This window comes from Streptomyces alfalfae, from assembly GCF_004127445.1.
Classification (GTDB): domain Bacteria; phylum Actinomycetota; class Actinomycetes; order Streptomycetales; family Streptomycetaceae; genus Streptomyces; species Streptomyces alfalfae.
In genome coordinates, this window is record NZ_QEXM01000023.1 from 18,784 (window position 1) to 36,271 (window position 17,488).

Annotated in this window: 16 protein-coding genes; 7 read left to right on the forward strand and 9 right to left on the reverse strand. The window is 70.2% G+C overall.

The window, feature by feature from the left end; all coding sequences use genetic code 11:
- Nucleotides 1–9 precede the first annotated feature (9 nt).
- Complete coding sequence (locus tag DCW30_RS09260; protein ID WP_076685811.1) at nt 10–525, reverse strand: DUF6879 family protein; 516 nt, start codon at nt 523–525, stop codon at nt 10–12.
- Nucleotides 497–751, reverse strand: coding sequence for a hypothetical protein (locus tag DCW30_RS09265; protein WP_076685812.1), 255 nt, complete (start codon nt 749–751; stop codon nt 497–499). The genes DCW30_RS09260 and DCW30_RS09265 overlap by 29 nt, the downstream gene beginning before the upstream one ends.
- Nucleotides 752–1,004: 253 nt before the next feature.
- On the opposite strand from DCW30_RS09265, the gene DCW30_RS37390 reads away from it, so the two are divergent.
- From DCW30_RS37390 to DCW30_RS09280, 3 genes are all read left to right on the forward strand, one after another.
- Nucleotides 1,005–1,199, forward strand: coding sequence for a hypothetical protein (locus DCW30_RS37390; protein WP_076685813.1), 195 nt, complete (start codon nt 1,005–1,007; stop codon nt 1,197–1,199).
- 322 nt (nt 1,200–1,521) lie between these two features.
- On the forward strand, nt 1,522–2,010 hold the full coding sequence (locus DCW30_RS09275) for a glycine-rich domain-containing protein (protein ID WP_076685814.1): 489 nt from the start codon (nt 1,522–1,524) through the stop codon (nt 2,008–2,010).
- 30 nt (nt 2,011–2,040) lie between these two features.
- Nucleotides 2,041–2,283, forward strand: a complete 243-nt coding sequence (locus tag DCW30_RS09280) for a hypothetical protein (protein WP_076685815.1) — start codon at nt 2,041–2,043, stop codon at nt 2,281–2,283.
- 1,552 nt (nt 2,284–3,835) lie between these two features.
- Here DCW30_RS09280 and DCW30_RS09295 read toward each other — a convergent pair.
- Nucleotides 3,836–4,993 carry an acyl-CoA dehydrogenase gene (locus DCW30_RS09295; RefSeq protein ID WP_062778615.1) on the reverse strand — a complete coding sequence of 386 codons (1,158 nt, stop codon included), beginning with the start codon at nt 4,991–4,993 and terminating at the stop codon, nt 3,836–3,838.
- A 199-nt stretch (nt 4,994–5,192) separates the two neighbouring features.
- Here DCW30_RS09295 and DCW30_RS09300 point away from each other — a divergent pair, with 199 nt between their 5' ends.
- Entirely contained in the window at nt 5,193–6,536 is a 1,344-nt protein-coding gene (locus DCW30_RS09300) for a UDP-glucose dehydrogenase family protein (RefSeq protein ID WP_062778617.1), read from the forward strand.
- Nucleotides 6,537–6,574: 38 nt separating this feature from the next.
- Here the strand turns inward: DCW30_RS09300 and DCW30_RS09305 are convergent, their stop codons facing one another.
- Nucleotides 6,575–7,099: a CGNR zinc finger domain-containing protein gene (locus tag DCW30_RS09305; RefSeq protein WP_076685816.1), complete on the reverse strand. Its 525-nt coding sequence runs from the start codon at nt 7,097–7,099 to the stop codon at nt 6,575–6,577.
- 96 nt (nt 7,100–7,195) lie between these two features.
- Between DCW30_RS09305 and DCW30_RS09310 the strand changes: the two genes are divergently transcribed.
- Nucleotides 7,196–7,558, forward strand: a complete 363-nt coding sequence (locus DCW30_RS09310; RefSeq protein WP_062778622.1) for a VOC family protein — start codon at nt 7,196–7,198, stop codon at nt 7,556–7,558.
- Between the two features lie 24 nt (nt 7,559–7,582).
- Here the strand turns inward: DCW30_RS09310 and DCW30_RS09315 are convergent, their stop codons facing one another.
- Nucleotides 7,583–8,743: a dipeptidase gene (locus DCW30_RS09315; RefSeq protein ID WP_076685817.1), complete on the reverse strand. Its 1,161-nt coding sequence runs from the start codon at nt 8,741–8,743 to the stop codon at nt 7,583–7,585.
- A gap of 118 nt (nt 8,744–8,861) precedes the next feature.
- Nucleotides 8,862–10,193, reverse strand: a complete 1,332-nt coding sequence (locus DCW30_RS09320; protein WP_076689246.1) for an LCP family protein — start codon at nt 10,191–10,193, stop codon at nt 8,862–8,864.
- A 129-nt stretch (nt 10,194–10,322) separates the two neighbouring features.
- Here DCW30_RS09320 and DCW30_RS09325 point away from each other — a divergent pair, with 129 nt between their 5' ends.
- Nucleotides 10,323–10,904 carry an acyl-CoA thioesterase gene (locus DCW30_RS09325; protein ID WP_076685818.1) on the forward strand — a complete coding sequence of 194 codons (582 nt, stop codon included), beginning with the start codon at nt 10,323–10,325 and terminating at the stop codon, nt 10,902–10,904.
- 12 nt (nt 10,905–10,916) lie between these two features.
- Here the strand turns inward: DCW30_RS09325 and DCW30_RS09330 are convergent, their stop codons facing one another.
- The gene (locus DCW30_RS09330; RefSeq protein ID WP_076685819.1) at nt 10,917–12,416 is read right to left on the reverse strand and encodes an LCP family protein; all 1,500 of its coding nucleotides are present in this window, start codon (nt 12,414–12,416) and stop codon (nt 10,917–10,919) included.
- A gap of 151 nt (nt 12,417–12,567) precedes the next feature.
- On the opposite strand from DCW30_RS09330, the gene DCW30_RS09335 reads away from it, so the two are divergent.
- Complete coding sequence (locus DCW30_RS09335) at nt 12,568–13,614, forward strand: glycosyltransferase family 2 protein (RefSeq protein WP_076685820.1); 1,047 nt, start codon at nt 12,568–12,570, stop codon at nt 13,612–13,614.
- A gap of 77 nt (nt 13,615–13,691) precedes the next feature.
- On the opposite strand, the gene DCW30_RS09340 is transcribed toward DCW30_RS09335, so the two are convergent.
- Nucleotides 13,692–15,455: an LCP family protein gene (locus DCW30_RS09340; RefSeq protein WP_076685821.1), complete on the reverse strand. Its 1,764-nt coding sequence runs from the start codon at nt 15,453–15,455 to the stop codon at nt 13,692–13,694.
- Nucleotides 15,456–15,541: 86 nt separating this feature from the next.
- Complete coding sequence (locus tag DCW30_RS09345; RefSeq protein WP_079107518.1) at nt 15,542–17,215, reverse strand: LCP family protein; 1,674 nt, start codon at nt 17,213–17,215, stop codon at nt 15,542–15,544.
- Nucleotides 17,216–17,488 lie beyond the last annotated feature (273 nt).

Consider the following 17,488-nt stretch of genomic DNA (forward strand, 5'->3'; position numbering starts at 1 on the left):
TGGCTTTCGTCAGATCTTGTACTGGTGGTGCGGGATCGCTCGCTCCCAGACCGCTTCGAAGGCGGCGGAGCACAGCTTCACTGCTTCCGGATGGGCCGTGATCTCGTCTTCCACCACCGCGCCGTCACCTGAGAAGTGGTGGACCCGGAGCAGCGCGTCATCGAACAACCAGAAGTCGTTGCCGGGCAGAGGGATGGTTGTGGCTTGTCGCCGGGGCAGCCAGCGGACTTGCTCCCCTGCCGAGACGTTGGCGTGGGTGACGTAGTGCTCCCAGCGGATGTACTCCGAAACCGGCTCGGAGACCACCCGCGCCCTTCGGATCACCACGCCCCTGTCTACGGTGTCAGCGATCAACTGGTCATAGGGATGCCACCAGGACTCGCGGTCCTCCCAGTCGATCCGCTCCCCGCGCTTCCACGCCTCGAACCGGTCCGTGGCGGCGTATGAGTCGCGCATCTCCAGATGGACGGCGGATCGCTCGCACTGGCCAAGCAGCTCAGCGAAGCTGGGCACGCTCGACGGCATCACATGCCTCCCTAATCATCGGGATCATCCGGGCCGGAATCCTGACGATGGCCTCGGTCTCGGGCACCGAACCGTTCGCGGGGCTGGTTCCCTCGCACTCCGCCTGAGTCTCGGGGGTCGGCTTCCACCCCTGCAACAAGATCTCCTGAGCGTCCGCGTCCGCCCACACGGTGGGGCAGTGGTCCCGGTCGGTGTTGGGGTCGATCCCAACGAACTCTACGGCCATGGCACGCTCCCTGGTCTAGGTACTTGCTCGGGCTTGCATCAGCATCTTTGAACTGGGAAGAGAGCGTCAACACCGCAACGGGCCAGGGAAATTGACGTGCAAGCTCATGCAAGTGTGTGGAGCCCGACCCTGCCCTCTTCCTACGGTCGCCACATCGACGCGGAATCGATCGGGAGGCCAGCATGGCGAGCGGGATGAAAACGGCAGAAGGAGCTGAGGAGTTCGCGACGTGCACGCTCGAAGGGGTGTCGGCATGAGTGAGCCGAGAACCTATCCGAACGGGCCGGTAGAGCTTCCGCTGACTGCGGACCTGGAGCCCACCCCCGTGCCGGGATGCGCTGGATGTGCAGAGCTGGCCAACGCGCGAGACCGCGCGAGGGTGGTGGGCGACATGACCACAGTGTCGGACTGCAACGTCTTCCTGCGGCGGCATCCGGAGGGCCACTGATGGTCACGGCCCGAGCATCGGGGTCCTGGTGGTCACGGATGGGTTGGGCAGGGTCGGAACTCTGCATGACGTGATCACGGACTTCGAGGACCCCGTCCGACCTGCCGGAGGACCGCCGGAAGCGCCCGCAGCATTTCTGTGGCCGAAGTCCGGCGGCGTGGAGTGGCTGGTCTCTCCGGATTCCGTGCAACGGGTTGAGAAGGCTCCGCTGCGTCCGTTGTCCCCGTGACGGACCACCGGGTCATCCCACCCCGGTAGCGGAAACCTTGGCTGGTCGAGCTACCGGGGTGGGCTGTGAATGCCATAACAGGGAGGAACGCACATGCACGATGTACGCGCATTACTCACCCCTGCCGCGTTCGGGGGTGTCGTCGCAACCGTCATCGACAACAACCCCGGCATGGAGCAGGTTACGGCCGAGCGGATCGTGGTGGAAGCGCTCAAGTTCATGGATGCCGCAGCGCAGTTCCCCACCGTCAAGATCACGCCCTCGAACGTGGTGGACGAGGGATGGCACGCACTGATCCTGCATACGAACCTGTACGAGAAGCTGTGCAGGCGTTTGGGACGGTTCGTGCATCACTGGCCCGAGCGCCCCGACGCCGAGCGGCACGACGAGCACGCGCTCACACGTACGGTGGCCATCATCGAGCAGGCCGGGCACACCGTGGACAACGAACTGTGGACGGGCCCGACCATAGCCCTGGTGGCGGTGGCGGCGAACTGCTCCCACACACCCAAGCCCGGCGGTTGCGGCCCGATCAATCCGGGCAAGTGCGCTTCGCACTGCTCGGGCGGTAGCGGTAGCTAGGCTGGCCGCGAGCAGAGGGAAGGCGGAAGCGTGGACGCTGAGCAAGCCCGGCAAGTTGAAACAGTGCTGGGGCGGTTGGACATCCCCGGTGTGGTCGCACCGGAGGATGCGGAGAACCCGGCGGGGCCCTGGCGCGTGTACGACACGGCCGACCCTGCCACGCGCCGGGACGTGACCGCTGATGTGCTCGCAACTGTGGCCGCCAGGTTTCCGGAGGAGGAACCGGGTTCAGGACCGATGCGAGGATTCGTCATTCCGCCCAAGGACGACTGAGCCTCTGCGACGTTGACCAACAAACGAACGCCCCTGCCGCGAAGGGCAGGGGCGTTCTTTGGTTTGTTCGAGCGGTTCAGAGCAGCGCGCGGAACGGGTTGGTGGCGAGCCGGTCGCTTCGGTTCGGGGGCGGGCGCAGAAGCCTGCGCGGGTGCCGGGCGGTAGGCGTCCATCTGTACGACCACGGCACGGTTCACGTGACGCTCCGCCGCAGCCGGCATCGGCTCCGTGACAGTTTCCCTCGGCTGTGCGTTTCCGGAATCGTCACCGCGGAGTGCGAAAACGGTGGCCGGACGGCCGGTCTTCCCCGACCGTTCGACGGGACCGTGATTTCCGGAAGTTCCCTGACCTCAGCGGCCGTCGCTCCGACGTACGGAAGCACCGGGGAGGACGTGGCCCGTCCTCCGTGCAGGTCGATCCGGGCCCGGACCTTGCCCGCGAGGCTGAGCGGCGAACCAGCGTGAAGGCGGCCGACAGGGCCTCTTCCGTGATCGTCTCGGAGCGCTCGGAAGCTGCCAGGCAGGCCGCTACGCGGATGGTCTGTTCCGCCGTTCGTTCGATGAACACCGCCTGTCCCTCGGGCAGGGTCTCACCCAGGATGCGGCGTATCGGCGCACGATCCGCCACAGCGGCCGAGCGTCCTCGGAGAGGGGGATCACGCGGGAACAGGCGGTGGCCCACCCGTAGGCTTCGGTTCCTCCGACATGTCCCGGTGGTCCCAGGCATGGCGCACGTGCATCGGGATTCGGCCCTTCTCCGAAATGATGGACTGGGCCGTCGTCAACGACATCATCGGGCGCAGCCCGTGCAAGAAGATCAAGCACGCCGGGAGCCGTGCCAAGGAAATGCGGGAGCTTCCAGATCGCGGAGGACGGCGCAACGGAATCCGGCAAGGACAGCGCGCTGCAGCGTCGGCACATCAAGGCCCGTGACGAGGAGGCGCCGGGGCGGGCCGTGCCCTGCCTCCCGATGTCGCGTGCGAGCTGCGGCGGCACGTCAAGAACCACGGTGTGTGGGGCCTGAGCGCCTGCTTGCTGTTCCCCGACGTGTGGCGCACGGGTACCTGTACGCCTCGTACTTATACCGGCAAATCTGGCTCGTGGCGCTGTCCAAGGAGGAGGTGGCGTACTGCAAGCCCCACTCCATGCGGCACTACTACGGATCGCGGCTCCTGTACGCAGGCGTTTCCGAGAACGACGTGGCCGACTGGATGGGCCACAGCAGTACGGACGTGCTGCGCGAGCACTACCACCACATCTTCGAGGGAGCCGAACAGCGGGGGCGGGCAGCCATCGCATCGATGGTGACGCCCGGCGCGGACGCCCCACCGAAGGGCAGACAGAAGCCACCTGACAGAGCCCATGCGAACGGCCCCCGGCAGAGTGCTGGGGGCCGTTGTGTTTGTGCAGGTGAGAGGCAGTTTCCCGCCCAGTGTCAGTCCAGGATTCCCCCAGCATGACGCCCATGGTCGACCCGAAACGGATCCGAACGGACCGGAAGCCGATCACAGCCCACGAGCCATCAGGCATGGCCGCTGAACTGCTAGAACCCGCTACGGCAGGTTCCGCGCCATGACGATGCGCTGGACCTGGTTCGTGCCCTCGTAGATCTGCGTGATCTTCGCGTCGCGCATCATCCGCTCGACGGGGTAGTCACGGGTGTAGCCGTAGCCGCCGAGGAGCTGGACGGCGTCCGTCGTGACCTCCATGGCGACGTCCGAGGCGAAGCACTTGGCGGCGGCGCCCTGGAAGGTGAGGTCCTTGTCGCCGCGCTCGGACTTGGCCGCGGCGGCGTACGTGAGCTGGCGCGCGGCCTCGATCTTCATCGCCATGTCGGCCAGCATGAACTGGATGCCCTGGAAGTCCGCGATCGGCTTCCCGAACTGCTTGCGCTCCTGGACGTACCCCTTGGCGTAGTCGAGCGCGCCCTGCGCGATGCCGAGGGCCTGCGCCGCGATGGTGATGCGGGTGTGGTCGAGCGTCTTCATGGCGGTCGCGAAGCCCGTGCCCTCCTCACCGATCATGCGGTCGGCGGGGATGCGGACGTTGTCGAGGTAGACCTCGCGCGTGGGGGAGCCCTTGATGCCGAGCTTCTTCTCCGGCGCGCCGAAGGAGACGCCCTCGTCGCCCTTCTCCACGACGAAGGCGGAGATGCCCTTCGAGCGCTTGGCCGGGTCGGTGACGGCCATGACCGTGTAGTACTCGGAGACGCCGGCGTTGGTGATCCAGCGCTTCACGCCGTTCAGGACGTAGCTGTCGCCGTCGCGGACCGCCTTGGTCTTCATGCCCGCGGCGTCCGAACCGGCGTCGGGCTCGGAGAGGCAGTACGAGAACATGCCCTCGCCCTTGGCGAGCGGCGTCATGTACTTCTTCTTCAGCTCCTCGGAGCCGGAGAGGATGACCGGCAGCGAGCCGAGCTTGTTCACGGCCGGGATGAGCGAGGAGCTGGCGCAGGCGCGCGCGACCTCCTCGATCACGATGACGGTGGCCAGCGCGTCGGCGCCCGCGCCGCCGTAGCTCTCCGGCACGTGCACCGCGTGGAGGTCGTTGGCGACCAGCGCGTCGAGGGCCTCCTGCGGGAAGCGGGCCTCCTCGTCCACGGCGGCGGCGAACGGCGCGATCTTCGCGTCGGCCAGCGAGCGGATCGCGTCGCGGAGCATGTCGTGCTCCTCGGACGGGCGGTACAGGTCGAAATCAGCCGATCCGGCCAAGGTCTCTCACGCTCCAAGGATGCTAATTACCGTTAAGTAACCCGAATTTTAGTGGCGAGCCCGCGCAACGGATACGTGAGCTTGGTGACAGCCGGAGACCCGCCTGGTGAAGCACCGGGAAACATGCCCCGTGAGGCGCCGGACCACGCGCGGATATGCTCGGTCGCGCACCGCAGCCCGCAGACCTCTGGAGCACCGCATGGCCCTCAAGATCACCGTGATCGGCACCGGCTATCTCGGCGCCACGCACGCCGCGGCCATGGCCGAACTGGGCTTCGAGGTGCTCGGTCTTGACGTCGTCCCCGACAAGATCGAGATGCTCCAGCGGGGCGAGGTCCCGATGTACGAGCCCGGCCTCGAGGAGCTGCTGCGCAAGCACGTCGCCGGGATCGAGGGCGCCAGCGGACGGCTGCGCTTCACGATGGACCCCGCGGAGGCCGCGGACTTCGGCGACGTCCACTTCATCTGCGTGAACACCCCGCAGAAGCACGGCGAGTACGCCTGCGACATGTCGTACGTGGACAGCGCCCTGGAGTCCCTCGCCAAGCACCTCACCCGGCCCGCGCTCGTCGTCGGCAAGTCCACCGTGCCGGTGGGCAGCGCCGACCGGCTCGCGGCGCGCCTGACGGAGCTGGCCCCGGCAGGCGACCAGGTCGAGCTGGCCTGGAACCCGGAGTTCCTGCGGGAGGGCTTCGCCGTCAAGGACACGCTGCACCCCGACCGCATCGTCGTCGGCGTGCGCAGCGAGCACGCCGAACGGGTCCTCCGCGAGGTGTACGCCACGCCGATCGCGGAGGGCTCGCCCTTCGTCGTCACGGACTTCCCGACCTCGGAGCTGGTGAAGACCTCGGCGAACTCCTTCCTCGCCACCAAGATCTCCTTCATCAACGCCATGGCCGAGGTCTGCGAGGCCGCGGGCGGCGACGTCGTGAAGCTGGCCGAGGCGCTCGGGCACGACGACCGGATCGGCAAGAAGTTCCTGCGGGCCGGCATCGGCTTCGGCGGCGGCTGTCTGCCCAAGGACATCCGGGCGTTCATGGCGCGCGCCGGTGAGCTGGGCGCCGACCAGGCGCTGACCTTCCTCCGCGAGATCGACTCCATCAACATGCGGCGGCGCGGCCAGATGGTCGAGATGGCGCGCGAGGCGCTCGGCGGCGGTCCGTTCCTCGGCAAGCGGGTCGCGGTGCTCGGCGCCACGTTCAAGCCCGACTCCGACGACGTCCGCGACTCCCCGGCGCTGAACGTCGCCGGGCAGATCCACCTCCAGGGCGGCCAGGTCACGGTCTACGACCCCAAGGGCATGGCCAACGCCCGCCGCATCTTCCCCACCCTGGGCTACGCGGACACGGCGATGGAGGCGGTACGCGGCGCCGACGTCGTCCTGCACCTCACGGAGTGGCGCGAGTTCCGCGAGCTCGACCCGGCGGAGCTCGCCTCGGTGGCGACGACGCCGCTCATCCTGGACGGCCGCAACGCCCTGGACCCCGAGGCCTGGCGCGCCGCGGGCTGGACCTACCGGGCGATGGGCAGGCCGACGGCCTGACGCGGCCGACGCCGACGGCCTGACGCGGCCGAAGGCGGCTAGCCACCGCGCTTCGGCGCCGACTTCCTCGCCCGGTACGCCCGCATCTTCGCGCGGGAGCCGCAGACCCCCATGTCGCACCACCGGCCGCGGCCCCCGGGGCTGCGGTCGTAGTACGCCCAGAGGCAGTCCGTCGCCTCGCAGGCCTTGAGGCGCTGCCAGGCGCCGTCGGCGACGCCCTCGGCGATCGCCGCCGCCACCCGTGCCGTGAGCGCGGACGCGTCCGCCGGGGCGAGCGACGCGACGCCCGTCCCGTCCTCGACCCGCACGACCAGCGGCCCCGCCGCGAGGAGCGCGGTCAGGTCCCGCACCGGCCGGTGCGGCGGATGCCCGGCGTGGGCGAGGCAGGCCGCCCGCAGGGACTCCCGCAGCTCCCGCGCCGCCGCCACGTCGCCCGGGGCCAGTCCGAAGGCGCTCCGTCCCGCATCGGTGTCCAGCGAGTCCACGCCCGACTCCACGTCCAGCGTGTTGACCAGGTCCTGGACCAGCGCGAGCCCGCCCGGCGCGGGCGTTCTGGCATTCATGGTTGCGACGTTACCGCCACTGCGGGACCATTGAGTAACGGTTACCGGCTGATGCCGGGCAAGTGGTAATGCTCGACTGTTCTCCCTGGAGGAATCATGGCTCTCGCCAAGCTCGGCGCCGTCGTCCTGGACTGTCCGGACCCCCTGGCCCTCGCGGAGTTCTACGCGGCCGTCGTCGGCGGCGCCCCCAGCAAGGGCGACGAGGGCTGGTACGACCTCGAAGGCCACGGCGGCACGCCCCTGGCCTTCCAGGAGGCCCCCGACTTCGTACCGCCCGCGTGGCCCCGGCCCGACCGGTCCCAGCAGTTCCACCTGGACCTCACGGTGGACGACCTCGACGCCGCGGAGAAGGAGGTCCTCAAGCTCGGCGCCACGGTCCTCGAAGCCGACGACCGCGCCCGCACCTGGCGGGTGTACGCCGACCCGGCGGGCCACCCGTTCTGCCTCTGCGCCTGCTGAGGGGCCGCGCCCCGGGGGCGGATCTCAGCCGTCCAGCTGCTCCCTGCGCGCCGTCGACGCCGCCCTGCGCAGCCGCGTGGCACGTGCCGTGAAGTCCGCCTCGCGCAGGGCGCGTTGCATGTTGCCCCAGGTCAGCAGCGCGATATCGGCCTCGGGCCAGCCGCGTTCGAGCAGTTCGGCGATCAGCCGCGGATACCCTGCGGTGTCGGCGAGGCCCTCCGGGTGCGGATGCGGGGTGTCGTACGTGCCGGAGAGGCCCACGCACTGAGGGCCCGCCACGCGGCGCACATGGTCGAGGTGGTCCGCGACGTCACCGACCGAGCCGCCCGTCTGCTCGACCGCGAGCGGCACCAGGCACAGCCCCTTGGCGCCGCCCACCGCCGCGAGCAGGTCGTCCGGGAGGTTGACCGGGTGCTCGCGCACGGCTCGCGCGCCGGAGCGGGTGAAGAGCACCGGGGCCTTGGACACCGCGAGCGCCCGCCGCGCCGTCGCCTCGGAGGCGCCGGAGAGGTCCGCGAGCACCCCGAGCCGGTTCATCTCCCGTACGACCTCCTCGCCGAAGGCGGTGAGGCCGCCGGGCCCCGCCCACGACGTGCCGGAGAGCGTGAGCGCGCACAGGCCGAGGGTGCGCAGCGCGCGCAGCGTGCCGAGCGAGTCGCCGAGCGCGGCGGCGCGGGCCGGGCCGATCAGTGTCGCGACGCGCCCGCAGTTGCGCGCGTCGGCGGCCTCCGAGGCGTCGCGGGCGAGCCGCAGCCCCTCGGGATGGGCGCGCACGAGGCGCTGGACGAAGTCGATCTGCTCCAGGGTCTCCGCGACGGCCCGGTCGCCGCTGAGCACCTCGGGCACGTGCACCGACCAGAGCTGCGCGCCGACGCCGCCCGCGCGCAGCCGGGGGATGTCGCTCTCCAGGCCGCTGTCGCCCGTCTCGAAGTCGTGCCAGGGCAGCTCGCGCAGCGTCCACGGCAGCCCGCTGTAGCCGTCGGCGACGGGGTGCGCGTCGAGGAGGGCACGCGCGCGTGACTCCGGTGCGGAGGCGGGCGCCCCTTCGAGATGCGGCACGGGAAGCGGCTCGGGGATCTCGGGGAGGAGGCCGGCCGGGTCGGGGAGGAGGCCGGCCGGGTCGGGGAGCGGCTCGACCACTCCGGCCTCGGCGGTGGGGTCGAGGTCGTCCTGTAGATCCGCCATGACAGGGGCTCCGGAGATCGCGGTGGCAGGTCTGCACCACCGTGACACGCCGGAGCCGGGGGTTCTCGGCGGGCGGGGCGTTCGGGGTACACCGGCCCCCGGAGCGCCCGCAGTTGCCTCAGTCGCCCGAGACGGTCACCTTCTCGTCGTTGTTGAGCTGCTCGACGAGCTGCTTGACCTTCGCCTTGTCCCACAGGAGGTTGCCGCCGGCCGTGCCCGCGAGCGGCATGTTCATGGACTTGCCGTCGCCGCCGGTGACGCCCTTCATCGCCCAGAACATGGACGCCACGTCCATCAGGTCCATGTCCTTGTCGACGATCAGGGTGTCAAGGCCCGCGCTCATCGTCGGGTAGAGCTTGAACGGGTTCATGACCGTGCCGGGCGTCGCCGCCTGGTTGGCGAGGGCCGCGAGGAACTTCTGCTGGTTCTTGGTGCGGTCCAGGTCGCTGCCCTTGAGCGCGTACCGGGTGCGGACGAAGGCGAGCGCCTCCTCGCCGTTGAGCGTCTGCTTGCCCGCCTCGAAGTCGGCGCCGGACTTCTTGTCCTTGAAGCCCTCGGGGATGTCCATCTCGACGCCGCCGACCGCGTCCACGATCTCGGCGAAGCCGCCGAAGCCGATCTCGGCGTAGTGGTCGATCCGCAGGCCGGTGTTGTACTCCACGGTCCGCACCAGGAGTTCGGGGCCGTCCTCCGCGTACGCCGCGTTGAGCTTCGTCTGGCGGCCCTGGTTCGGGTAGAACTTGCCGGACTCGGCGCCCTTGAACGAGGGGATCGTGACGTTCGAGTCGCGGGGCAGCGAGATCATCGTGTTCCCGCCGTCGTCCGCGACGTGCAGGATCATCATCGAGTCCGTGCGCTTGCCGTCGGCCGAGCCCGTGTGGAGCTTCTTCTTCTCCTCGTCGGACATGCCCTCGCGGCTGTCGGAGCCCACGATCAGGTAGTTCGTGCCGTCGCCGCCGTCGGGCCGCTCGATGACCTTGGAGAGGTCGACCTCGCGCTTGAGCTTGCCGTCCGCCCAGAAGTACGTGGCGACCGTCGTCACGAGGAGCACCGAGACCACGGTGATGGAGCCGATCTTGATGCGGCGGCGCCAGTTCGGCGCGGGGCGCGGGGCGCGCGGCGGGCGTCCGCCACCGCCGCCCTGGCCGCCCTGCGCGCCGCCGTAGACCTGGCCGGTGTTGTAGCCGCTGTCGTAGCCCTGGCCGTACTCCCGCTGGTTCGGGGTGCGCGGCTCGAAGACGTCGTCGCGGGCGTCGCCGTACGGGCCGCCGGCGCCGTGCGACTCGTCGTATCCGGACTGCTGCGGGACTCCGCCCGGCGGCGGGCCCGCGGGCTGCGAGGGCCGGCCGCGCTGGACGTGCCGCATCACGCGGGCACCATCGGGCCGGGGGTTCCCGCTGCCGCGGCCGTACCCGCGGCCGCCCGCCTGATCGTCTGGCCAATCGCTCATGTGGCCCAGTGTGCAGTGCGCGACCGCGCGGCTCACAGGGCGGTCGGGATTTCGGGCCAGGGCTGTTGCAGAGCTGATGCAAAGCGGCCCCCGCGTGGGCCGCGGCGGGTCCGGCATAGGGTGGAGGGCATGACAGATCAGGCCACCGGTTCGGGAGCGTCCGTTCCGGGCGAAAACGCCCGGGACCCCGAGACGGTTCCCGGCAAGCCGACCTCGGCGTCCCGCACCACGCTCAGCCACATCATGACCCACAACGACACCAACCTCCTCGGCACGGTGCACGGCGGTGTGATCATGAAGCTGGTGGACGACGCGGCGGGAGCCGTCGCGGGACGGCACTCCGGCGGCCCCGCGGTCACCGCGTCCATGGACGAGATGGCCTTCCTCGAACCGGTCCGCGTCGGTGACCTGGTGCATGTGAAGGCGCAGGTCAACTGGACCGGACGCAGCTCCATGGAGGTCGGCGTCCGGGTGCTCGCCGAGCGCTGGAACGAGTCGACGCCCGCCCAGCAGGTCGGCTCCGCCTACCTCGTCTTCGCCGCCGTCGACGCGGACGGCAAGCCGCGCACGGTGCCTCCGGTCATCCCCGAGACCGACCGCGACCGCCGCCGCTACCAGGAGGCCCAGATCCGCCGGACGCACCGCCTCGCGCGCCGCCGGGCCATCAAGGAGCTGCGGGAGGCCCGCGCCGCCGAGGGCTTCGACGACTGAGGCGGGCCCCGGTCAGGGGCAGGTGACCTGATCCCCGGTGACCGCGCCGAACTCGCCCTGCAGCGTGTCCTCCGCCCGCACCGCACGCACCGCCTTGAAGTCCGCGCCCGCGATCACCTTCAGGACCGGGCCCTGGCCCGCGACCGTCCGCATCTCGCAGCCCGGCAGGGCCGTCGCGAGGGTCTTGGCCGAGCGGTCCCAGCGCGGGTCGAAGGCGACGACGGTCCGCGGGGCCGGAGCCGTGGCGGCGTTCGGCGCGTCGGCCGGCGTCCCCGTGGTCAGGAACCCGGTGTCCCGCAGCGCCTCGTCGACGCGCTTGCCGAGTCCGGGCTTCGCCGTCCCGTTCTCCACCTGCACCCGGATCTGCTGCGGCGAGACGCTGACCAGCGTGGCCTTGGCCTTCTTGTCGCGCGCGGCCAGCGGCCTGTCCTCACGCAGCGCGTCGAACAGCTTCTCGGCCTTCGCCGGGTCCCACTTCAGCGTCGAGCCGATGCCCGGCAGCGTCACCTCCTCGGGGGAGAGCGGCACGGTCGTGAACTCCGACGACGACGGCGAGAAGCCCCGCATCGCCCGCCCGAGGTCCAGCATCTCGCTCGTGCCGAAGCCCTTGTCCGCGCGGACCGAGCCCAGCAGGGTCCGCGTGACGTCGCGGAACTTGACCGGATTCAGCAGTACGCCGCTGCTGGTCGCCTTCGCGATGAGCGCTGCGAGGAACCTCTGCTGGCGCTGCATGCGGCCGAGGTCGGAGGCCCCGTCGACGTACCGCGACCGCACGTACTGAAGGGCCTGGCCGCCGTTCAGCGCGTGCGTGCCGACCGGCAGGTCGAGGCCCGTGTGGGAGTCCTTCAGGGGCTTGGCCGTGCAGATGTCCACCCCGCCGAGGACGTCCACGGTCTTCATGAAGCTGAGGAAGTCGACCTCCAGATAGTGGTCGATCTTCACTTTCGTCATGCTCTCGACGGTCCGCACCGTCAGGTTCGGCCCGCCCTCGGCGAACGCCGCGTTCAGCTTGTTGGGATGCGGCTCGTGCTGCTTGCCGGTGTTCCGGTCGGTGTGCGCGGGCAGTTCGGCGTACGAGTCCCTGGGCAGGCTGACGACGCTCGCGCGGTCCCTGTTCTCCGAGATGTGCACGATCATGACCGTGTCCGTGCAGTGGCAGGGCGCGCCCCCGAGGCGGTACTTCGCCTTCTCCTCTGCCGTGATCTTGTCGCGGCCGTCGGTGCCGACCAGCAGGACGTTCATGCCGTTGCCCGCCGGCGGCCGGTTCTTCATGTCCTTGAAGGCGTCGATCCGCTTGATCCCGGTGTCCAGCGTGGTGACCACGGAGTGCCCGATCCCCGCCGCGGCGAGCACGAGGACGGAACTCGTCACCGCCGCCCGCAGCCCCCACCGCGGCCGCTTCCGCCGCCCCGCGTGCTGCCGGGGGGCAGGCTGGCGCGCCTGCGGCTGCGCCTGCTGCCGCGGCCGGGGGCGGCGCGGCGGGAAGGCGGGGCGGCGGGGCGGTGCGGGCACGTGGGTGACACCTCCGCGGAGAACGGACCTGGGCCGGGAGTGGTCGACGGCCGGGGGACCCGAGAAACGTAATGCCATACGAAATGCGGCCCGCGGTAGCGACCCGGACGGCGCGCGCCCGTGTCCCCCATTCGCGGTAACGTGACGCGTGATGAACGCGAAGTCCGAGGCGCAGCCTCCAGCCGTATCCGTGATCATGCCCGTCCTCAACGAGGAACGGCACCTGCGCGAGGCAGTCCGCGCGATCCTGCGTCAGGAGTACGCGGGCGAGATGGAGGTCGTCGTCGCGCTCGGCCCCTCCACCGACCGCACGGACGAGATCGCCGCCGAGCTGGTCAGGGAAGACCCCCGGGTGCACACGGTGCCGAACCCGACGGGGCGCACCCCCGCGGCGCTGAACGCCGCCATCAAGGCCTCCCGGCACCCGGTCGTGGTGCGTGTGGACGGCCACGCCGCGCTCTCGCCGGGCTACATCACGACCGCCGTGCGTCTCCTCGATGAGACCGGCGCGATGAACGTCGGCGGCATCATGCACGCCGAGGGCCAGAACGACTGGGAGCACGCGGTCGCCGCCGCCATGACGTCGAAGATCGGCGTGGGCAACGCCGCCTTCCACACCGGCGGCGAGGCCCAGCGGGCCGAGACGGTCTACCTCGGCGTCTTCCGCCGCGAGGCCCTGGAGCAGCAGGGCGGATACAACGAGGAGTTCATCCGCGCCCAGGACTGGGAGCTGAACTTCCGCATCCGCGAGGCCGGCGGCCTCATCTGGTTCTCGCCCGAGCTGAAGGTCTCCTACCGCCCGCGGCCGAGCGTGAAGGCCCTCGCCAAGCAGTACAAGGACTACGGCCGCTGGCGCCACGTCGTCGCGCGCTACCACGAGGGCTCCATCAACCTGCGCTACCTCGCGCCGCCGACCGCCGTCTGCGCCATCGCGGCGGGCGTCGTCGTGGGCGCGGCCCTCACGCCGTGGGGCTTCGTGATCCCCGGCGGCTACCTCGCGGCGATCGTGGCGGGCTCGGTCCCCGCGGGCAAGGGGCTGCCGCTGAAGGCGCGCCTGCAGATCCCGGTGGCGCTCGCGACGATGCACATGTCGTGGGGCTGGGGCTTCCTCACCAGCCCGCGCGCGCTGGCCAGGAAGGTCATCGCCTCGCGCCGCCCGGCGGTCCTCGGCGGCCCGCAGGAGACGCAGCAGGCCTGAGCACCCGCGCCGTCGGCCGCGGCCCGGCTCCGCCCACGAGGGAGGAGCCGGGCCGCGGCCGACGGCGACTCGGGCCCTCACCAGGTGAAGTTCGGGTCCACCTTCATGCACGCCTTCTTGTCGGAGCCGCTGAGCGCGTCCGCCGACTCCGGCGTGGAGTCGTCCTTCTTCTTCGCCTTGGCCGGCGCCTTCCCCTCGCGCCAGTCGGCGCCGACGACCAGCGTGACACCGGAGACGTCCGTGGACTTCTTCGCCGAACTGAGCGGCAGGCCGAGGGACTTGGCGACCCGCTGGGCGTCGCCCTCCAGGTCGACGCTGGGGTAGCGCACGACGGTCCTCGCCTGGGTCAGGGCCGAGGCGGTGTCCGGCGTCGCCTTCGCGAAACCCTTGGCGGCGAGCAGTTGCGCCACCGTGGTCGCCCGGCCGCTGACCGCGGGCTCGGCCGCGGTCCCCGTGCCGTTCTGGACCTGGATCGCGATCCGGTCGTCCGCCGCCGCCGGGTCGTCCGACGGCTTCTCCTTGGTCTTCTTCCCGCCCTTGCCGTCCAGCGGGACGTCGTCGCGGACCAGCCGGAAGAGCTGCTCGGCGTCGCCCGGCTTGGGGATGACGCGCGCGCCGACGTACTCGTACGGCATGGTCGTCATCGTCGTGCGCTCCGGCGCGACCTTCTTCAGCTCGTTGCCGAGGTCGTAGAGCTTCTTGATGCTGCCGAGCCCGTCGTCGACCTTCAGCGCGCTCGTGGCCTCCTCGGCGAGCCTGCGGAGCTGGTTCGGGCTGGTCAGGCTGGTGTTCTCGCGGAGCTTGCGGACCAGGGCGTTCATGTACATGTGCTGCGCCTTGGCGCGGCCGATGTCGCTGCCGTCCTCGAAGCCGTAGCGGGTGCGCAGCCACTGGAGCGCCTGCTCGCCCTGGATCTCCGTGGTGCCCTTCTTCAGCTTCAGTCCCGAGCCGTGGCCCTGGTTGTCGCGCGAGTGGATGTTCTTGTCCACGCAGACCGGCACGCCGCCGATGGCGTCGGCCATGGAGACCACACCCGCGAAGTCGACCATCATGAAGTGGTTGATGTGGATGTTGGTGAGCTTCTCCCAGGTGGCGACGGTGCAGCCGGGGCCGCCGCGGCCGAGCGACTCGTTCGTCATGGTGCGCGGGCCGGTCTGCTCGTAGACCTTGCCGTCGTCGGGGTCCGTGCACTTGGGGATCTGGAGCAGGGTGTCGCGCGGCATGCTGACCACCGACATGTTGGTGCGGTCGGCCGAGAGGTGCAGCAGCATCTGGACGTCGGCGAGCGGCGGGGAGCCGAACGTGTCCTTCGCGCCGCCGAGCTTCTGGTTCTCCTTGGAGTCCCGGGCGTCGGAACCGATGAGCAGGATGTTCAGCGGCGTCTGGCCCGCGGCGTTGGGCGTGGGCTCGGGGGCCCGGTGCTCGCCGAGGTTCAGCGCGTCGGTCTCCAGGTTGCCGTTGAGGTGCTGGTAGTAGAGGTATCCGGCGCCCGCCGTGCCCAGTATCAGCACCGAGAGGACCGTCGCCGACCAGCGCAGCACACCGCGCTTGCGCCGCGTCGGCCGCTCGCCGCCGCCCCCGCCGCCGCGACGCCCGTCGCCGTCACCGGCCGGCGGCGCGCCACCGCTCTTCTTCGCACCGGCGCTCTGCTTCGCACCGGCGCTCTTCCGCGCGCCGCCGCCCCTCTTCGTGCCGCCGCCCGTCCGCGCGCCGCCGCGGCGGCCTTCCGGGGAACCGCCGGGACGCGCCTCGCCCTCGTGCGGTTCCCCGTCCCAGCCGTGATCACTGGCGTGCGGGGCGCGTTTCTCCGCCCCCTCCTTACGCACGCTGCTCTGCCTCATCCCCAGCCCCTCCCCGCCCCGTTCCCGAACTGCGTCCGCTCCGCGACGCCTTGGCTCATTGTTAGACGCAGAACGACGGCTTCAGGTCACTTGGCACACACAGTCTTGTCGGCTTCGACCTTCTGGATCCCCTCCGGCGCCTTCGACGGCGCGGAGATGGGCTCCCCCGCCTCCTTGAAGTCGCTGCCCAGCGTCAGCTTCATGGCGGGAAGCCCCTGTGCGTTCTTCTCGCTCTTGCCCGGCTTCAGGGCGGAGGCGGGCAGACCCATGATGTCGGCGAGCCGACGGGCCTGGTCCGCCTCGGCGGAGCCGTACTCGAGGGTCGTCTTCTTGATCACGGCGGAGGCGTTCCCCAACTGACTGGACTTCAGCACGCCCTCATTGTTCTGCAGCCACGTGAGAGTTTTCTGAGCGGCGCCGGTCTTGCCGCTGCCGTTGTAGATGTCCACGCGGACGTCGGAAGGATCGGCCTTGGGGCCCTTGAGGCGGGCGGCCACCTTGGCCTTCTCCTTCTTCTTCACCTCGGTCAGCGACTGGTCGGCGCGCATCATCGCGAAGAGCGGCTTGGCCTTGGCCTCGTTGAGCACGACCGTCGTGTGCACCTTCTCGGCCGGGTTGTCGACCACCGGCGTCGTGGCGAAGCTCAGGTTCTTCACGTCGAGCTTGCCGAGCTCCATGCCGAGGTCGCGGAGCTTCATGATGTCCGCGATCGTGGAGTCGACGGTGAGCGCCTTGGTGCCGGCCTCGGCGAGGCTGAACATCTTCTTCGGGTTGGTGAGCGTGTCGTTCGACTTCAGCTTGCGCATCAGCGAGCTGAGGAACTGCTGCTGGAGCTCGATCCGGCTCAGGTCGCCGCCGGTGCCCACCGAGTGACGGGTGCGGACGAACGCCAGCGCCTCCTCGCCCTCGATGGTGTGCTTGCCCGCCGACAGCTTGAGGTGCGAGTCGGGGTCGTCGATGTCCTTGGCGAGGCAGACGTCCACGCCGTCGACCGCGGACGAGAGCGTCTTGACCGCGTTGAAGTCGGCCACCATGAAGTGGTCGAGCTTGATCCCCGTGATCTTGGTGACCGTGCGCATGGTGCAGCTCGGCGTGCGGTTCTGCTGGCCGAGGCTCTCGTTGAACCGGACGTTCTTCGTGCCGGGGATGGTCTTCGTGCTGCCGTCCTCCTGCGTCGTCGGGCAGTCCGGGATGTCGGTGATCATGTCGCGGGGGATACTCAACGCCGTCGCGTTGGAGCGGTCCTTGGAGACATGCAGCAGGATCGTGGTGTCGGCGTGCCCGAGGCTGCCCGCGTCGCCGTAGCCCTCGTTGCCGTCACCGCTGCGCTTGTCGGTGCCCACCAGCAGGATGTTGATGGCCCGGTCCTTGCTGAAGCCACCGGTGCCCGCGCCGTCGTCGGCGAGCGAATTGATGTTGTCGTTGAGGTGCTGGTAGTAGAGATACCCGCCCACACACCCTGTGACCAGCAGGAACGCCAGTGAGCCGCCGGTCCACACCAGGACTTTCCTGCCCTTGGACTTCTTCGGCTTCTGCTTGCGTCTGCCGCCCGCGGTCTCCGGCTCCTTGACCCGGCGCCTGCGCTGCCCCGGCACCTCGCGGCGCTCCTCGCGCTCCCGCTCGCGCGGGCGGTCGCCGTTCGGCGCGGGACGGCCGCGGCGTCCCTGACGGGACGTCGATCTACGGGGTCCGGGAACGGTCGACTGCCCAGCGGAAGGGCTCAGTCGCAATTCGTAATCACCGGTTTCCGGGTTGAGCACCCACTGGTCCGCGGGGTCGATGTTCTCCGCCCGCCCGTCTCCCGTCGCCGCCCTTTCGGAGAAGTCGCTGCGCTCTCCCCTGCTGGGCCCACGGCCTTGCGCGTCCACGGTTGTCTGCGTCCTCCGTCGGGGCCACGCGGCGCCTTTTCCCCTCAAGAAGGCGCTCGGTCATTCGTCTCAGCGGTGCGCGGCCGACAGGCCCGGCGCACCGGATCGCTCACACTATCCGCCCAGTTCAGCGCCGGACGACGCCGGTGACAAATTCCACTCCCC

Bases quoted from the DNA above. Each gene is read 5' to 3' on its own strand.
- DCW30_RS09260 (WP_076685811.1), bottom strand. From the start codon at position 525: ATGCCGTCGAGCGTGCCCAGCTTCGCTGAGCTGCTTGGCCAGTGCGAG.
- DCW30_RS09265 (WP_076685812.1), bottom strand. From the start codon at position 751: ATGGCCGTAGAGTTCGTTGGGATCGACCCCAACACCGACCGGGACCAC.
- DCW30_RS37390 (WP_076685813.1), top strand. From the start codon at position 1,005: ATGAGTGAGCCGAGAACCTATCCGAACGGGCCGGTAGAGCTTCCGCTG.
- DCW30_RS09275 (WP_076685814.1), top strand. From the start codon at position 1,522: ATGCACGATGTACGCGCATTACTCACCCCTGCCGCGTTCGGGGGTGTC.
- DCW30_RS09300 (WP_062778617.1), top strand. From the start codon at position 5,193: ATGGCCCTCAAGATCACCGTGATCGGCACCGGCTATCTCGGCGCCACG.
- DCW30_RS09305 (WP_076685816.1), bottom strand. From the start codon at position 7,099: ATGAATGCCAGAACGCCCGCGCCGGGCGGGCTCGCGCTGGTCCAGGAC.
- DCW30_RS09310 (WP_062778622.1), top strand. From the start codon at position 7,196: ATGGCTCTCGCCAAGCTCGGCGCCGTCGTCCTGGACTGTCCGGACCCC.
- DCW30_RS09315 (WP_076685817.1), bottom strand. From the start codon at position 8,743: ATGGCGGATCTACAGGACGACCTCGACCCCACCGCCGAGGCCGGAGTG.
- DCW30_RS09320 (WP_076689246.1), bottom strand. From the start codon at position 10,193: ATGAGCGATTGGCCAGACGATCAGGCGGGCGGCCGCGGGTACGGCCGC.
- DCW30_RS09325 (WP_076685818.1), top strand. From the start codon at position 10,323: ATGACAGATCAGGCCACCGGTTCGGGAGCGTCCGTTCCGGGCGAAAAC.
- DCW30_RS09335 (WP_076685820.1), top strand. From the start codon at position 12,568: ATGAACGCGAAGTCCGAGGCGCAGCCTCCAGCCGTATCCGTGATCATG.
- DCW30_RS09340 (WP_076685821.1), bottom strand. From the start codon at position 15,455: ATGAGGCAGAGCAGCGTGCGTAAGGAGGGGGCGGAGAAACGCGCCCCG.